Source organism: Pedobacter yonginensis, from assembly GCF_003173595.1.
Taxonomy (GTDB): Bacteria; Bacteroidota; Bacteroidia; order Sphingobacteriales; family Sphingobacteriaceae; genus Pedobacter; species Pedobacter yonginense.
The window spans coordinates 1053438-1069527 of record NZ_QGNZ01000001.1; the positions used below are offsets into that span (position 1 = coordinate 1053438).

Annotated in this window: 13 protein-coding genes and 1 pseudogene; 7 read left to right on the forward strand and 7 right to left on the reverse strand. The window is 38.1% G+C overall.

All coding sequences use genetic code 11. From position 1 onward, the window contains the following. Positions 1-86: 86 nt before the first annotated feature. Positions 87-650 (reverse strand): YqgE/AlgH family protein, encoded by a 564-nt coding sequence (locus DHW03_RS04630; RefSeq protein WP_109925012.1) that lies wholly within the window; start codon positions 648-650, stop codon positions 87-89. A gap of 46 nt (positions 651-696) precedes the next feature. On the opposite strand from DHW03_RS04630, the gene pdxH reads away from it, so the two are divergent. The 3 genes from pdxH to ruvB all read left to right on the forward strand — a co-directional run bounded on the left by pdxH (position 697) and on the right by ruvB (position 3455). Next, on the forward strand, positions 697-1347 hold the full coding sequence (gene pdxH / locus DHW03_RS04635; RefSeq protein ID WP_109924545.1) for a pyridoxamine 5'-phosphate oxidase: 651 nt from the start codon (positions 697-699) through the stop codon (positions 1345-1347). Between the two features lie 69 nt (positions 1348-1416). After that, the gene (locus DHW03_RS04640) at positions 1417-2319 is read left to right on the forward strand and encodes a 3-hydroxyacyl-CoA dehydrogenase family protein (protein ID WP_205940959.1); all 903 of its coding nucleotides are present in this window, start codon (positions 1417-1419) and stop codon (positions 2317-2319) included. Between the two features lie 113 nt (positions 2320-2432). Continuing rightward, the gene (ruvB, locus tag DHW03_RS04645; RefSeq protein WP_109924546.1) at positions 2433-3455 is read left to right on the forward strand and encodes a Holliday junction branch migration DNA helicase RuvB; all 1023 of its coding nucleotides are present in this window, start codon (positions 2433-2435) and stop codon (positions 3453-3455) included. Between the two features lie 368 nt (positions 3456-3823). Here the strand turns inward: ruvB and DHW03_RS04650 are convergent. After that, positions 3824-4210, reverse strand: a pseudogene (locus DHW03_RS04650) (GxxExxY protein). Between the two features lie 130 nt (positions 4211-4340). On the opposite strand from DHW03_RS04650, the gene DHW03_RS04655 reads away from it, so the two are divergent. Then, entirely contained in the window at positions 4341-5849 is a 1509-nt protein-coding gene (locus DHW03_RS04655) for a carbon-nitrogen hydrolase family protein (protein WP_109924547.1), read from the forward strand. Between the two features lie 76 nt (positions 5850-5925). Here DHW03_RS04655 and DHW03_RS04660 read toward each other — a convergent pair whose 3' ends face one another. Continuing rightward, entirely contained in the window at positions 5926-6132 is a 207-nt protein-coding gene (locus tag DHW03_RS04660; RefSeq protein ID WP_109924548.1) for a hypothetical protein, read from the reverse strand. Positions 6133-6256: 124 nt separating this feature from the next. On the opposite strand from DHW03_RS04660, the gene queG reads away from it, so the two are divergent. Further along, a complete protein-coding gene (gene queG, locus DHW03_RS04665) occupies positions 6257-7192 on the forward strand; it encodes a tRNA epoxyqueuosine(34) reductase QueG (protein ID WP_109924549.1) in 936 nt (311 codons plus the stop codon). Positions 7193-7202: 10 nt separating this feature from the next. On the opposite strand, the gene DHW03_RS04670 is transcribed toward queG, so the two are convergent. Then, a complete protein-coding gene (locus DHW03_RS04670) occupies positions 7203-9065 on the reverse strand; it encodes a M1 family metallopeptidase (protein WP_109924550.1) in 1863 nt (620 codons plus the stop codon). A 47-nt stretch (positions 9066-9112) separates the two neighbouring features. Continuing rightward, entirely contained in the window at positions 9113-10066 is a 954-nt protein-coding gene (locus tag DHW03_RS04675; RefSeq protein WP_109924551.1) for a 3'-5' exonuclease, read from the reverse strand. A 186-nt stretch (positions 10067-10252) separates the two neighbouring features. Between DHW03_RS04675 and DHW03_RS04680 the strand changes: the two genes are divergently transcribed. Both DHW03_RS04680 and DHW03_RS04685 read left to right on the forward strand, forming a co-directional pair. After that, complete coding sequence (locus tag DHW03_RS04680; RefSeq protein WP_109924552.1) at positions 10253-12220, forward strand: DUF3857 domain-containing protein; 1968 nt, start codon at positions 10253-10255, stop codon at positions 12218-12220. Next, positions 12221-14125 carry a DUF3857 domain-containing transglutaminase family protein gene (locus tag DHW03_RS04685; protein WP_109924553.1) on the forward strand — a complete coding sequence of 635 codons (1905 nt, stop codon included), beginning with the start codon at positions 12221-12223 and terminating at the stop codon, positions 14123-14125. A gap of 140 nt (positions 14126-14265) precedes the next feature. On the opposite strand, the gene DHW03_RS19565 is transcribed toward DHW03_RS04685, so the two are convergent. Next, entirely contained in the window at positions 14266-14388 is a 123-nt protein-coding gene (locus DHW03_RS19565) for a hypothetical protein (RefSeq protein ID WP_262503167.1), read from the reverse strand. A 36-nt stretch (positions 14389-14424) separates the two neighbouring features. Continuing rightward, a complete protein-coding gene (locus DHW03_RS04690; RefSeq protein ID WP_109924554.1) occupies positions 14425-15873 on the reverse strand; it encodes an SDR family oxidoreductase in 1449 nt (482 codons plus the stop codon). Between the last annotated feature and the right edge of the window lie 217 nt (positions 15874-16090).

Here is a 16090-nt window from a genome sequence, read left to right on the forward strand (position 1 = left end):
GATTTAAGACATCAATTGGAAGGAACAATTAGCGATTCATCCAATTTGCCCATTGAAAAAGAATCAAAAATCTTTTACCACCACCACTAATTCAAATTAGGATCGGATGGAAAATTACTGATATGGGCATATTTAGGGCCCAAATTAACAATCACATCTCGCCAAAGCTTTTCATCGTCCACGTTAAAAATAATATCAGGGTCTGATACATCGCTCACCATCCAGGAATTCTGTTCCAGTTCCTTGGCCAATTGCCCATCATCCCATCCAGAATATCCCATAAAAAATTTAATTTCATCTTCGCTTATCGCATTGGTGTTGATTAAGATTTTTAAAGTCTCAAAGTTTCCACCCCAAAATAGTCCGTTTCCAATAGGTTCACCGCTTTGTAGTTTATCATAACATCTATGTATAAAATGCAGTGTATCCGTTGCTACCGGTCCCCCAAAATAAATGTGATTATTGCCTTCCCATAAATCCTGTATCACATCACTCAAAATAAGATTACCTACCTGATTTAAGATGTACCCAACTGAACCTTCCTCATCATGTTGAGTTAATAAAACAACAGATCTTTTAAAATTTGGATCGGCCATAAAGGGTTCTGAGATCAGTATTCGGCCTGTTTTTGGTTTTATATTGTTCAGCATGATAAATATCATTTGTAGCACCATAAAAGATGCCTATTTTTGTTAAATGCAAGTTACAAATGAATTTCTACAAAACCTGCGCCAAGATTACAAAAGCGCAACATTAGACGAAACTGACGTAGATGATAACCCCATTACTCAGTTTAAAAAATGGTTCGACCACGCCGTTGAAGCAAAAATTTATGAGCCTAATGTGATGACTTTGGCTACCGCAGATAAATCAGGCAGACCCGATGCTCGCATCGTATTACTGAAAGGTGTTGATGAAGATGGATTCCGCTTCTTTACCAATTACTTAAGCGCAAAGGGGAAAGAATTAAAAAGGAACCCTTATGCCTGCCTAGTTTTCTTTTGGCCAGAGTTGGAGAGACAGGTAAGAATAGAAGGATCTGTTGAGAAACTAGATAAGGAAACCTCTGAGGCTTACTTCCTTACCCGCCCAAAAGCAAGTCAAATCGGAGCCATTGTATCTCCACAAAGCCAGGTAGTTCCCGACAGAGCTTTTTTAGAAGAACGTTTCGAAGAATTTAGTAAAAAGAATGAGGATAAAATGGTAGCCAAACCGGCGCACTGGGGTGGGTACATTGTTAAGCCAACAAGGATAGAATTTTGGCAAGGCAGACGCAGCCGTTTACACGACAGGATTAACTACGAATGGATCAAAAAAGAATGGGTGAAAACTAGATTAGCCCCATAATTTAAGATTTATAGGACAAAACCAACTTACAAAAAAACTCAATCTTTTTAAGTCGAAAAACTAACCAAAATGATAGAAAAAATTTCAGTCATCGGATCGGGTACAATGGGCAATGGCATTGCACATACCTTTGCTCAATTCGGTTTTCAAGTTAATCTTATCGATGTAAATCCAAATGCGCTCGATCAGGCATTGCAAACCATCACTAAAAATTTAGACAGACAAGTTTCGAAAGGCACGTTGACAGATGATCAGAAAACAGCGACGCTAAAAAACATACTCACTTTCACCTCTATTTCAGAGGGTGTAAAAGAAGCTGATTTAGTAGTAGAAGCGGCAACTGAAAACATCGATCTAAAGCTGAAGATTTTTAAAGAGATTGATCAATCAGCGCCAAATGAAGCTATTTTGGCATCAAATACATCCTCTATTTCCATTACTCAAATTGCATCTGTTACTCAACGTGGCGATAAAGTAATTGGAATGCACTTTATGAATCCCGTACCCGTAATGAAATTGGTTGAGGTGATTAGAGGTTATCAAACCAGTGACGAAACGACTCAGCTGATTATGTCACTTTCCGAAAGCCTGCAAAAAGTCCCGGTTGAGGTAAACGATTACCCTGGTTTTGTAGCCAACAGAATTTTAATGCCAATGATTAATGAGGCCATATACACTTTGTTTGAGGGTATAGCAGGTGTTTATGAGATTGATACCGTTATGAAATTGGGGATGGCACATCCGATGGGGCCTTTACAATTGGCAGATTTTATCGGTCTAGATGTTTGTTTGGCTATTTTAAAGGTTTTGCACGATGGTTTTGGAAATCCTAAATATGCACCATGTCCGTTATTGGTTAATATGGTTGCTGCTGGAAGAAAAGGCATCAAAACTGGTGAAGGCTTTTACAAATACACCGCCGGATCAAAAGATATGGTGGTTTCTGATAAATTTAAAAAACCGAATTCTTAAACACCACTTTACCGAAAACAAAATGCTAATAATTTGAGTATTTTGTTTTAATTTAGCCAAATATTGCAGTATAGTATTCGACCATACCATAACACCAACACCTGATATCAAATATGAATGAAAATCTGGATCCAGAGGCAAGCCACTTAACCCCAACTGATCGCGATATAGAGCGGGTTTTAAGACCACAAGCTTTCGAAGATTTTACGGGGCAGGAAAAAGTAATGGAAAATCTCAGGATTTTTGTTCAGGCCGCTAAACTGCGTGGCGAAGCTTTGGATCATGTGTTGCTGCATGGACCTCCGGGATTGGGCAAAACTACACTTTCTTACATCATAGCGAATGAAATGGGTGCTGGCATTAAAGTTACTTCTGGCCCAGTGCTGGATAAACCTGGCGACTTAGCGGGCTTGTTAACAGGTTTAGATACCGGTGATATTTTATTTATTGATGAAATTCATCGTTTATCTCCCCTTGTTGAAGAGTATTTATATTCTGCCATGGAAGATTTCAAAATAGACATCATGTTAGAAACTGGACCAAATGCCCGTTCTGTACAGATCTCTTTGAACCCATTTACGCTCGTTGGTGCAACTACACGCTCTGGTTTGTTAACGGCCCCATTAAGAGCCCGTTTTGGCATCAATGCACGTTTAGCTTATTACGACGCCAAACTATTAACCACAATCGTATTACGGTCATCAGATATTTTAAAAACTCCAATTAACGACGAGGGTGCATATGAGATTGCCCGCAGAAGCCGTGGGACACCCCGTATCGCCAATGCACTACTGCGAAGAACAAGAGATTTTGCACAAATTAAAGGTAATGGCAACATCGACACCGAAATTGCTCGCTATGCCTTAAATGCGTTAAATGTTGATGAGCATGGCTTGGATGAAATGGACAACAAAATTCTGGTAACGATAATTGATAAATTTAAAGGTGGCCCAGTGGGTTTAAAAACCATTGCAACTGCTGTTGGAGAAGACGAGGGTACCATCGAAGAGGTTTATGAGCCATTTTTAATTCAGGAGGGCTACATCATGCGTACATCTAGAGGTCGTGAGGTTACGGAGGCAGCTTACAAACATTTGAAGAAAAATTATCCAGGGCAAACAGGAAAGTTGTTCTAGTTCCAAGATTTCCCTCAAATTTCAAACGATAAAACGACCAATCAAGACAGATTTAGGTCACAACATTTATTATCGCACCAACCCTTATACCCAAAAACTAAAATTTATCTCCTTAAATCTGCGTCCCTTATCTGTGCCCATCTGCGGGAAAAAAAATCCATCCCCTAGATTCAATCCGTGCTATCTCCTTAAATCTGCGTCCCTTATCTGCGTCCATCTGCGGGGAAAAAAATAAAAAATCCTTCCCCAAGTTCAATTCTTCGTGTCTCCTTAAATCTGCGTCCCTTATCTGCGTCCATCTGCGGGGAAAAAAGAAAAAATCCTTCCTATCTCCTCAAATCTCCCACCCTTATCTGCAAAAAACAACTTCAAAAATCTTTCAAACCATAAGCTTTCCTATAAATACTATCTGCAATGTTATCCGTATTAAAATTAACCAACAAACCGAGTTTAATCCCCGATAACTTTAAATAGGTAAGTAATTGCTTATGATGAACTTTCAGCATCATTTCAACAGATTTTAACTCAATAATTACTTTAACTTCTACTACCAAATCCAATCTATAACCAACATCAACTCAAATATTTTCGTAAATCATCGGTAAGGCAACCTGACTTCGAACCTGTAATCCAGATTTCTCCAATTCATATTTCAAAGCTGCCTCGTAAGCCGATTCTAAAAGTCCAGGACCAAGCGTGTTGTACACTCTAAAAATACTCCCTCTTATAATGTATATAATTTCATTTTCTGTCATGATTAAACATACCAAATAAAACTATTTATTCCTAAAAGGAGTATGGTAATTTATATTTTTTAGCGGTAAAGTGATCCGAAAACAAACATTGAAGCATCTGTTCTGTTCCTAATTGTAAACCAAACATTTTATGAATATCGAATTACGAAAATTAACCCTCGAAGATTATAACGATTTAAAGGAATCCATGCTGCAAGCCTATGATAGTATGGGCGGATCAATTTGGCCAAAATCAAGCATCGCTAAACTTTTAACGATCTTTCCAGAAGGGCAACTCTGTATTGCAGTTGATGATAAAGTAGTAGCCTGTTCGTTGGCCATAATTGTAGAGTATGATGAATATGGAGATCGGCATACCTATAAACTGATTACCGGCGATTACTCCTTTTCTACCCACGATCCTAATGGCGACACACTTTACGGAATCGAAATTTTTGTCCATCCAGAGTTTAGGGGCTTGCGATTGGGTAGAAGGTTATATGAAGCCCGAAAAGAACTTTGCGAAAGCTTAAACTTAAAAAGTATCATTGCCGGCGGACGTATTCCAGGCTACCATGCCCATGCAAAGGAATTAAGTCCGAGACAATATATAGACAAAGTAAAATCCAAAGAAATTTACGATCCAACCTTAACCTTTCAAATTTCAAATGACTTCCACGTTAGAAAGGTATTAAAAAACTATTTACCTGGCGATCGTGAGTCGAAAGAATATGCAACTTTGATTGAATGGAATAACATTTACTATCAAGGAATAGATGCATCGGCACGTTCGGCCATGACCATTCGCTTAGGTTTGGTACAGTGGGAAATGCGCTTATTCCCCGATATGGATGTTTTTTATGAGCAGGTGGAATTTTTTGTCGATGCATTGAGCGGTTACAAATCAGATTTTATCATGTTTCCAGAGCTGTTCAATACGCCGCTCCTTCAGCCCTACAATCACTTACCAGAAGTTGAGGCCATGCGGAAATTGGCAGAAAAAACGAAGGAAATTGTGGATAGGATGCACGAGTATGCCCTCAGTTATAACGTAAATATCATCACCGGAAGCATGCCTTTGCTGGAAGATGGTAAATTATACAATGCTACATACTTATGCCATAGAACTGGAAAAATTGATGAGTATAGAAAAATCCACATCACACCCAACGAGCAAAAGTATTACGGAATGGTGGGCGGCGACAAGGTACAGGTATTTGATACCGATTGTGGCAAAGTGGGCATTTTGATCTGTTACGATGTAGAATTTCCAGAGTTGAGTCGTATTTATGCAGATCAAGGGATGCAAATATTATTTGTTCCATTTTTAACTGATACCCAAAATGGCTATACACGTGTGCGCCACTGCGCCCAAGCCAGAGCCATAGAAAATGAATGTTATGTAGCTATTGCAGGCTGCGTGGGTAACCTCCCGAAGGTAAACAACATGGATATACAGTTTGCACAATCTGCGGTGTTTACTCCTTCAGATTTTGCCTTTCCTACCAATGCCGTGAAGGCCGAAGCAACCCCAAATACGGAGATGGTTCTTGTGGTAGATGTGGATTTGCATTTATTGGATGAATTGCATCACTATGGCACTGTAAAGGTTTTAAAAGACAGAAGAACAGATTTGTATCAAACAAAGCTTTTAAAATAAAGCTTAGCAAATCCTAACTAAAATAAAAATGCCGGCAACATCACTTACCGGCATTTCAAATTTAATCTAAAGCTAATTATTTTCTAAGCGCTAACCACACAATTAAGCCTATAATCACGGCGATTGGCAGAATCCATTTCAAAACCGAGCCTGCTCCATTTTCATCCCTTTCGGTTACAGCAGGTTTCGCGGGTCCTGGATCTTCTTTATGACTTTCGTAATCTTTCTCTATCGGTTTCGGAGCTTCCCCAGACTCGACATGTTTTGGATCTATATTTTCCATTTTCTTATTTGAGTAAAGGCTTCTAACCATTCAGAAGCCAGTAATTAATTAATTTAGTTTTCTTATTTTACAACAAGCGATTAGTAAAAAGGTTTTAAAACATAAGCCCTATCTTTGTAAATCTGTGTACAACAATTCTGCAAAATATAGCCAATTAATTAAAGATGAAGCCATTCGCCTAGGCTTTTTATCTTGTGGAATTTCGAAAGCCGAGTTTTTAGAAGAAGAAGCCCCCCGCTTAGAGAAATGGCTGAAAAATAACCACCATGGAGAAATGAAATACATGGAAAATTACTTCGATAAACGATTAGACCCACGGTTATTGGTTGATGATGCGAAGTCTGTAATCTCCTTATCTTTAAACTATTATACAAAAGAAAACCAAACAGATGTTCATGCACCAAAAATTTCCAAATACGCTTATGGGCAGGATTATCACACGGTAATCAAAGAAAAGCTAAAATTCCTCTTATCCTTTATTGAAGAAAATATCGGTGAAGTATCTGGCAGAGCTTTCGTTGATTCGGCTCCGGTTTTGGATCGGGCTTGGGCCAAAAAATCTGGAATCGGTTGGGTTGGGAAAAACTCGAATCTGATTAGCAAAACGGATGGTTCTTTCTTCTTTTTGGCAGAATTAATTATTGATTTGGAGCTGGACTACGATTATCCTTTCCAAACCGACCACTGTGGTACGTGTACGCGCTGCTTGGATGCCTGCCCTACTGACGCCATCATTGCTCCACAAGTTGTAGATGCATCAAAGTGTATTTCTTACCTCACCATCGAGTTGAAAGAAGAAATCCCAACAGAGTTTAAAGATAAAATGGCCAATTGGATGTTTGGCTGCGATATTTGTCAGGACGTTTGCCCTTGGAACCGTTTTTCTAAAGCACACAATGAAGAAGCTTTTAATCCGCAAAAAGGCTTGCTGGATTTAAATGAGAAAGACCTCATCGAGCTAACGGATGAGGTCTTCACCAAAGTCTTTAAAGGTTCTGCGGTTAAGCGCACCAAGTTTAAAGGTTTAAAAAGAAATATCGATTTCTTAAAATCTTCTTAAACTAAATCCCTTAATTAACCGAATAACTATTATCACTTTTCACTTTATCTGGTATGTGGGCACTACCCATCACTACTTTTTCAAGTGTTTTATTGGTTTTAATGTCAATTACAACCTGTTTGTTTCCTTTTTCCCAAACGCCAATTGTACTGTGATTTTTTTCAACAGTTCCGTTGCTGTAGCTTAGCGTTAAGTCGATTGGTAAAGGCTTAATGCTCTTATTTTCAATGATAATTGAATAGCCATCTGCTGTTTTGCTTACGGCTTTGATGGCCATGTCTGTAACGCCCCCTTCAAAGAACCAAGCTTTCCAAAACCAATTCAAATTTTTGCCACTGCCAGCATTTATGCTGTAAAAGAAATCATAGGGCATAGGGTGTTTACCATTCCAATTTTTGATGTAAGTGTGCAAAGCTTTTGTAAACAATTCTTCCCCCAAATAATCTTTTATGTATAAATAGGCTAAACCAGGCTTTGGGTAAGAGTTGGTAAAGGAACCAGAACCTCTAAGATCTGGGGTAAGCGTCATAATTGGAGTATCATCTTTTCCACCTGATGATGAGGCTGTTGGCTGGATGCCGTATTCATCAACTATCGTAGAATCAATCATCGGCGATATAAGCCACTCACCTATTGTGGCCCAACCTTCATCCATCCAACCGTATTTGGTTTCGTTTATGCCCATGTAAAAAGGGAACATCGTATGAAAAATTTCATGATCTGTTAAAGTAATGGCATCAGCCCGATTGTCAACTGGATTATCATTAACCATCATTGGATATTCCATTTGGTCTAAGCCATCAAAAATAGTTTCGTGATTGTAAGGAAAGGGCCATTTTGGGAACTTATAACTCATGGATTCGACCGTTTTGCGGGCAAAATCAATCACTTCATAATAATCTTTATGCTTTGGATTAAAAACAGCATCAACGCGGGTTCTCCTTTTTGTAGTCGGATCTACAACCAAACTGGAAGATTTCCATAAATAATGGTCGCTCAAAGCAAAAACAAAATCGGTAACATTCTTCGCTTCAAACTTGAATGTATTGAACGGATTTGGCTGGGTAACTTTCTTTTCGGCTAAATCTTTTTCCGTGATTACATCTATAACAGCATCATTTTTTTCGGCCGATAACATTCGTTTCACCACATCTTTTTGAAAAACAGAAGATGCATTTTTTAAATCGCCAGTGGCCCAAACCCCATAACCACCCGGTACGGTAATTTCGGCATTGAAATGATCAAAGTCGTTATAAAATTCTTCCGAACCGGTATATGGAAATTTATTCCAACCATCTACATCATCATAAACGGCAATTCGAGGAAAAAAATAAGCCACAAAATGCGAACCTTCATCTACCTGTCCGGTGCGCATGTGCGACCCCCGATTTAATGTGTAATGGTAATCAATAGAAAAGGTGATGGATTTTCCTGGCAACACCGCAGGAACATTAACGGTCATGTTGGTTCCGTCAATCTTAAAATTGCTTATCGTTTTCCCATTGGAAACCATTTTGTTGATGTTCACCCCTTCACCCAAATCCGATTCTGCAAATTTAGTCTTTCTTGGCGTACCCTTCTTGTACAAATTAGGGTAAAGCTTAAACCAAATTTCTTTTAAGGTATCTGGACTGTGGTTGGTGTACACCACCTCGACACTTCCTTTTAGCAGTCGGCTAGCTGGGTTAAAATTAACCTTTAAGTTATAATTAGCGATATTTTGCCAATATTTTTGACCTGGTTTACCATCTACATTTCTAGTACCTTTCGCGTACGTATTTTGAAAGATTGGCTCTATAGGCAACTGTGTTTGTGCGCAAACTGATCCTGCGAGAATGGATAAGGCAAAAACAATTTTAAAAAACTTTATCATATATAGTTAACTCAAGGATAACATGTTATCGAATTGGGGCAGTAGGATTATTTCCCAAACTTCATTTTCAACTGCTCTAACATGTCGGTGTTAATCGGCTCGGCAGGTTTTTCCTTTTTTGGCTGAGGTGCCGGTTTTTGGTAAGGCTTGTTTGCTGGAGATGGATTTTGTGGACGTGGTGCTCTATTCTCATGTTTCTTGGCATTAAACTTAGCCCATTCTTCGTCCAATTTCTTTTTGGTGTATAACGGAAAATCACCTTGTTTCATCCATGCATAGTAGCTCGGTTCCACAGAGAAAACCTGTTCGGTAGTTTTACCTTTGTGCTTGCCAAAATTGAAACAAACTTCGTTATTGTCGTTGTAAACCATTCTTCCCGCAAAATCTACAGGCTTATTGATGTTGGTAAAAACATGCAGTGCATCAACATCATTTACCACAGGAATGCTTTTTACCCCTTGCTTACTTTCAAACTCCGTTTCCTTGTACATTTCCAACTGTCCCAACAAAACCTTGTAAGTTGCAATAACATCTGCCTCTGCGGCATGGGCATTAACTAAATCTTCCTGACAATAAAATTTATAGGCTGCCTTTAGTGTACGTTGCTCCATCTGGTGGAAAATGTTTTGCACATCAACAAACTTTCTGTCGTTCATATCAAAATCCACATCAGCCCTTAAAAATTCTTCTAACAGCATTGGAATATCAAATTTGTTCGAGTTGTAACCGGCTAAATCGCTTTCTCCAATAAATTCGGCAATTTCTGGCGCTAGGGTTTTAAATGTGGGCGCATCTGCAATGTCTTCATCATAAATTCCATGAATCAGGGATGTTTGTAGTGGAATGGGCATTTCTGGATTTACACGCCACGTTTTAACCACTTCCGAACCATCTGGCATGGCTTTTAAAACTGCAATTTCGACAATTCTATCCGCGCCAACATTTACACCAGTAGCCTCTAAATCGAAAAATGCTAAGGGACGTTTTAAATTTAATTTCATTATTTTATGATGTGAGATTGAGACATTGATTTGTCACCAACGTTCTAAACTATTTTTATTCAAAAATGCTAAAAAGGTTTCATTACTTCCTTAAAAGCGGTAACTAATTTGAAAATATAATTGTAAAATTATTTCTTAATCTTACTTGCTAACTTTAAATTGCCATTTAATTATTAAACGCTCTTAATGAAAAATACGCTAGCCACAATTATCCTATTTCTATTAAGCTTTTCCGCTTACGCTCAAAACTTTAGCTTCGGAACCATCACATTTGATGATTATCAATTCGATAAAAAACAACTCGATAGTAATGCCAATGCTGTGGTTTTAAAAGAGTTTGGAACCGCTTCTATTCAGCTAAACGATAGTAAGGGATCTTTAGAACTCGTTTTCGAACACCATGTTAAAATCAAAATCTATTCCAAAGAAGGCTTTGATCATGCCAACATCATCATCCCTTTGTATAAGGATAAAACCAGAGAAGAAACCATTACCGATTTAAAAGCATCAACATTTAATTTTGAAAATGGCCAATTCGTGGCAACTGCTATGGATAAAAAGAGTGTTTTTCTTGAAAATAAATCCAAATATTTAATGCTCGCTAAATTCACATTGCCCAACCTTAAAGAGGGTTCTGTTATAGAGTATAGCTATCGTTTAAACTCTCCAAACTTATTTAACTTCAAAACTTGGGAATTTCAAAGCAATATCCCCAAAGTACATAGCGAATATCTGGTTTACATCCCGGGCATTTACACATACAATGTTTCCCTGCGCGGAAGTCAAAAATTATCTGATCAAAAGGTAGAACTTGCTAAAGAATGTTTAAGGTTATCTGGCGCAACCATTGATTGTTCGAAAATTACCTATCTCATGAAAAACGTGCCCGCATTTATTGAGGAAGAAAATATGACAGCACCGAGCAACTTCAAATCTGCCATTTACTTTGAATTAGCTGAGGTACAAAATCTTAATGGCGGCAAAACAGCCTACACAAAAAAATGGGAAGACATCAATTATGAGTTGGCAACCGATAAAAGTTTCGGGTTACAGATGAAACGAAAAGATGTGTACAAAGATCTTATCCCAACCATAACGAAAGATGCAACTGACGATTTAAGCAAAGCCAAAGCCATTTATAATTACGTAAAAAAACAAATTAAGTGGAACAATTATGTTGGCATGTACTCTGAAGACAACATTAAAAAATCCTTGGAACTTCGATCAGGAAATACTGGCGACATCAACTTAAATCTAATTTCGGCACTCCTAACCGCAAATTTAGATGCAGAAGCCGTAATTCTTTCTACCCGTGATAATGGAACGGTAAACAAGCTGTACCCTGTGGTAAGCGATTTTAATTATGTGGTGGCCAAAGTAAATATCGGCGATCAAAGCTACCTTTTAGATGCATCAGAACCGCTCCTACCCTTCGGATTATTACCACTGCGTTGCATAAACGATCAAGGTAGAGTAATTAATTTAAAAAAGGCCTCTTACTGGATGGATTTAAAAGCATCGCAAAAAACGATGACCAGCTACATTTTAACAGGCAAACTGAATGAAGACGGTAAAATTATCGGCACCATTACCACGCACAGTTTTGGATATGCAGCTTATAACAAAAGAAAAGACATCAAACGTTACAGTTCTACCGATGAGTATGTAGAGAAATTGGATGATCGACTGCCCAAAATTAAGATTTTAAATCAAACAATTGAAAATTTGGATAGCGTAGAAAATGCTTTAACTGAGCGTTACGACGTAGAATTTACGGTTTACGATGGCATTACATCGCAATTCTATTTAAGTCCGTTTTTCATTAATACCATTACCAAAAACCCATATAACTTAAATGACAGAACCTATCCAATCGATTTAGGTACAGCTTCTGATGAACGAATAATCATCAATATCGCCATGCCAGATCAATATGAATTACTGGAAAAACCCAAGGACATGGCTATTGGCCTACCGAACAATGGTGGAAAATACTTGCTCCAAACTACTTTTCAGGATCATTCAATTTCCTGCAACCAAATTTTACAGTTTAATAATGCCATATACCCGGCAGAAGAATATTTGGTACTGAAGGCGTTTTACAGTAAAATTATCCAAAACCAAAAAACAGAACTTCTATTTAAAAAACGCTAAATGAGGTCAATCATCACTTTTATATTGCTCTGTTTCCTATCAAATCCTGTTTTTTGCCAAGACAATTACGACGTTGATTTAATTCCTTCAAATCTGCGCAATAGGGCCAATTCTTGCATTAGGAATGAGGAACGCGTTGTGGATATGCAATCTCCCGACAATGTGATGCTTAATGTAAAAAAGGCAATTACCGTATTTAATGAGAATGGTGAAGAAGATGCTCGATTGGTTTTGCATTATGATAAAAACGTATCTATCAAAAGTATCAAAGGAGAGATATACAACGCATCAGGCATGCTCATCAGTAAATTTAACCAAAACAATTTCGCCGATGTTAGCGCAGCAGATGGTTTCTCTTTATTTGTGGATAGCCGTATAAAGCACTACCTACCCTCTATTAATCAATTTCCATATACCATAGTTTATAATTTCGAAATTAGGAGCAAGCAAAACCTGATTATACCAGACTGGGTACCGAAACCCGGTAACGATGTTTCGATTGAAAAAAGCAGGTACACCTTTATTTGTAGACCCACGGATGTGGTTAGAATTAAAGCTCAAAATTTTTCTGGTGAACCTGAAGAAAGCCGTACCGAAAAGCAAATAACACGCATTTGGAAAGTAAGCAATGTGGTAGCGGTAAAAACAGAACCCTACAGTCCGGATGCCGAAAGCTATGAAACGAGCGTAAAAATTGCCCCTCAACAATTTACTTATTTTGGTAAAAGGGGAAGCTATTCCAATTGGCAGGATTTAGGCAAATGGATTTATGATGATTTATTGAAAGGAAGAAATGAACTCGCTCCATCTACAATTGAGTACATTAAAAATCTTGTGAAAGATGAAAAGACGGATCAAGATAAAGCCAGAAAAATTTACCAATATCTCCAAGATAAAACCCGTTATATCAGTGTTCAAATCGGAATAGGTGGTTTCCAACCCGTGCCGGCCTCAGAGGTAGATCGATTGGGATATGGGGATTGCAAAGCATTAGTAAACTATATGCAAAGCCTATTGAGGGCAGTAAACATCGATTCTTATTACTGCGTGGTAGAGGCTGGCAGTACCAAAAAAAGTTTCGATGCAAGTTATGCCAGCATGGTGCAAGGCAATCACATCATTTTATGCATGCCGCTAAAGGGCGATACCACTTGGCTGGAATGTACGAGTCAAAAAATTCCATTCGGCTTTTTAAGTGATTTTACAGACGATAGGCTAGTATTAGCCTGTACAGCTGAAGGTGGAAAATTGCTCCACACGCCAAAATTGACCACAGAAAACAACCTTCAGATTAGAAAGGCAGATTTGATTTTGAAAGCCGATGGAAACGTTACGGGAAAAGTAAATACTGTTTTTTCTGGTGCCCAGTACGATAATCAAGAGCACATTATTGGTAAACCCGTCGCCGAACAGCACAAACTGCTTAAAGATTATTACGACATAGATAATATTGATTTTCAATCAGTTATCTATAGTCAAAAAAAAGATATACATCCAGAAGTTACTGAAAATATCGACATCAACATTAAAAATTACGCGCCGGTTAATGCGCAGAAGATGTTTTTACAACTGAACGCATTCAACATTAAAAAATCGATTCCTGAGGTGCGGAACAGAACCTTGCCTGTGTACCTGAATCGTGGATTTACCGATGAGGATGAAATTACTTACACGCTACCCGATAACGTTCAAATGGAATTTATTAAGCCAGAGCGCAAAAATTTGAAAAGTCCTTTTGGTGAGTATATTTCAAAAACTACTATCGATGGCAAAAAGCTCACTTATTACAGAAAATTTGTGCTGAATGATGGTACGTTCCCCGCTACAAGTTATGAAGCCTTTTCGAAGTTTATTGCGGATGTAAATTCGGCAGATTATTTGAAATTGGCGCTTAGCTTAAAATAACCTAGGTGAAAAATTAGCATATAACCTGAAAGACATTCTATAATCATCTTTTGACTTAGTCCGTAATGCCGAATTGATTTCAGCACCTTATAATGGATGTTGATTTGTTTTAGCCTTTCTCAATTAGGCCTAAACCGAACTTAGCTCAAAATAAGAATGCCGAGGGCAATACCAATAATCATAATCAAATACATAATAATTTCTGTAGATGCGAAACGCTTGTATTTGGTCCAGAAAGAATAATCTTTATCTTGATTAGGCATTTGTTTGATATTAAGCCGTAAAAATAGACAAATGATTTAACTTTCTGGTTTATATGTTGTAATCTGCTTCGCCATCCCCTTAAATAACACAACGTGGAAAGGCCACATGGCGTACCAATACATTCTGCCCCATAAGCCTTTTGGCCTAAAAGTAGCAATTTGCGATAGAAAAGCTTTGCCATGAAAATCAATTAATTTCAGTTCCAGCCAAGCTTCTCCAGGCACTTTCATTTCGGCAAACAAGAGCAACCTTTTACTTTTCTTATCGGCAAGCAGTACCCGCCAAAAATCCAAAACATCGCCAGCTTGTATATCGGTATTGCTGGTGCGCCCCCTTCTGGTGCCAACGCCTCCAAACATTTTATCTAAGAATCCTCTAAAGTGCCAAAGCCAATCCATATAGTACCAGCCCCGATTGCCCCCTATGCTCCAAATGTTATCGAAAACCTCTTCAGCCTTACGCTCAAAAGGCATTCTAACTTTATATTGTAAAGTGCCATTTTGCGGAACTTTGATTTGATCCATAAAGTTTGAAGTCAGATAACCTCTATTAAGCGCATCTTTCCAACTCGAAACAATAGAATTCTGATCAATCTTTTCGAAAGCTAAATGAAGTGCTTCAGCGTAGGTTAAACATTTTCTGGGTACCACTTCGTGTATTCTATTGTCTTTACAAACCACTTCGTTCTTCATGCTATCCACCAAACTACGGGCAAGCGAATAAGGTACGGGTGTGATGATGTTTAACCAAAGAGATGATAACCTGGGTGTTAACACGGGCAAGGTAATGATCCACCGTTTCAGGCCCCTTTCATCTGCATAGCCCTGAAGCATAGCTCGATAGGTTAACACATCAGGCCCACCAATATCGAAGGTTTCATTATATGATTTCTCATTATGCAAAACACCTGTTAAATAAGCCAATACATCTCTAATACCAATGGGCTGACAGCGTGTTTTCACCCACTTCGGGGTGATCATAACCGGAATCTTTTCGGTTAAATCTCTAATAATTTCAAATGAAGCACTTCCAGAACCAATTATAATTGCTGCCCTCAAAATTGTACAAGCAATTCCTGATGCTTTAAGTTCATCTTCAACAGCCAACCGAGATCCTAAATGTTTTGATAAATGATCGTCGTTGGCAATGCCAGTTAAGTAGATAATTTGCTTGCAATTGGTTTTTTGTATCGCCGAGGAGAAATTTTCCGAAGATGTTTTCTCCATCTCTTCAAACTTTGCATCGCTTGATGACATGGAATGCACCAGATAATAGGCCGCATCAATATCATTAGGAATTTCTGTTAAGGTGTCTGCATTTAATAAATCACCATTAATAATGGTAACCTCGTCACTCAAATCAGATTGCAGCGCAAATCTTCTTTTATCGCGGACCATACAAACCACTTCGTGCTTCTCTTCTAAAAGCAATGGCAAAAGTCGAGTTCCAATATAACCGTTTGCGCCTGTAAGTAAAATTTTCATTCTGTAAAGCTTTAAATGACAACATCTAAGGTCGTGCTTTGTTGGTGATAATCACACATTTAATTTCAAAGGGCATTCCAAATGGTTATAAAAAGATCTATTATTGTCATCTTAATGTAAAGGAACACTGCTAAACATCCTGACAATTTAAACAGACACAACAAATCTATTTTCTCATCGTAATACTTATTCTATATTTGAAACAAACATCCTTTTA

Bases quoted from the DNA above. Each gene is read 5' to 3' on its own strand.
- DHW03_RS04655 (WP_109924547.1), top strand. From the start codon at position 4,341: ATGAATATCGAATTACGAAAATTAACCCTCGAAGATTATAACGATTTA.
- DHW03_RS04675 (WP_109924551.1), bottom strand. From the start codon at position 10,066: ATGAAATTAAATTTAAAACGTCCCTTAGCATTTTTCGATTTAGAGGCT.
- DHW03_RS04660 (WP_109924548.1), bottom strand. From the start codon at position 6,132: ATGGAAAATATAGATCCAAAACATGTCGAGTCTGGGGAAGCTCCGAAA.
- DHW03_RS04640 (WP_205940959.1), top strand. From the start codon at position 1,417: ATGATAGAAAAAATTTCAGTCATCGGATCGGGTACAATGGGCAATGGC.
- DHW03_RS04690 (WP_109924554.1), bottom strand. From the start codon at position 15,873: ATGAAAATTTTACTTACAGGCGCAAACGGTTATATTGGAACTCGACTT.
- pdxH (WP_109924545.1), top strand. From the start codon at position 697: ATGCAAGTTACAAATGAATTTCTACAAAACCTGCGCCAAGATTACAAA.
- DHW03_RS04685 (WP_109924553.1), top strand. From the start codon at position 12,221: ATGAGGTCAATCATCACTTTTATATTGCTCTGTTTCCTATCAAATCCT.
- ruvB (WP_109924546.1), top strand. From the start codon at position 2,433: ATGAATGAAAATCTGGATCCAGAGGCAAGCCACTTAACCCCAACTGAT.
- DHW03_RS04670 (WP_109924550.1), bottom strand. From the start codon at position 9,065: ATGATAAAGTTTTTTAAAATTGTTTTTGCCTTATCCATTCTCGCAGGA.
- DHW03_RS04630 (WP_109925012.1), bottom strand. From the start codon at position 650: ATGCTGAACAATATAAAACCAAAAACAGGCCGAATACTGATCTCAGAA.
- DHW03_RS19565 (WP_262503167.1), bottom strand. From the start codon at position 14,388: ATGCCTAATCAAGATAAAGATTATTCTTTCTGGACCAAATACAAGCGT.
- DHW03_RS04680 (WP_109924552.1), top strand. From the start codon at position 10,253: ATGAAAAATACGCTAGCCACAATTATCCTATTTCTATTAAGCTTTTCC.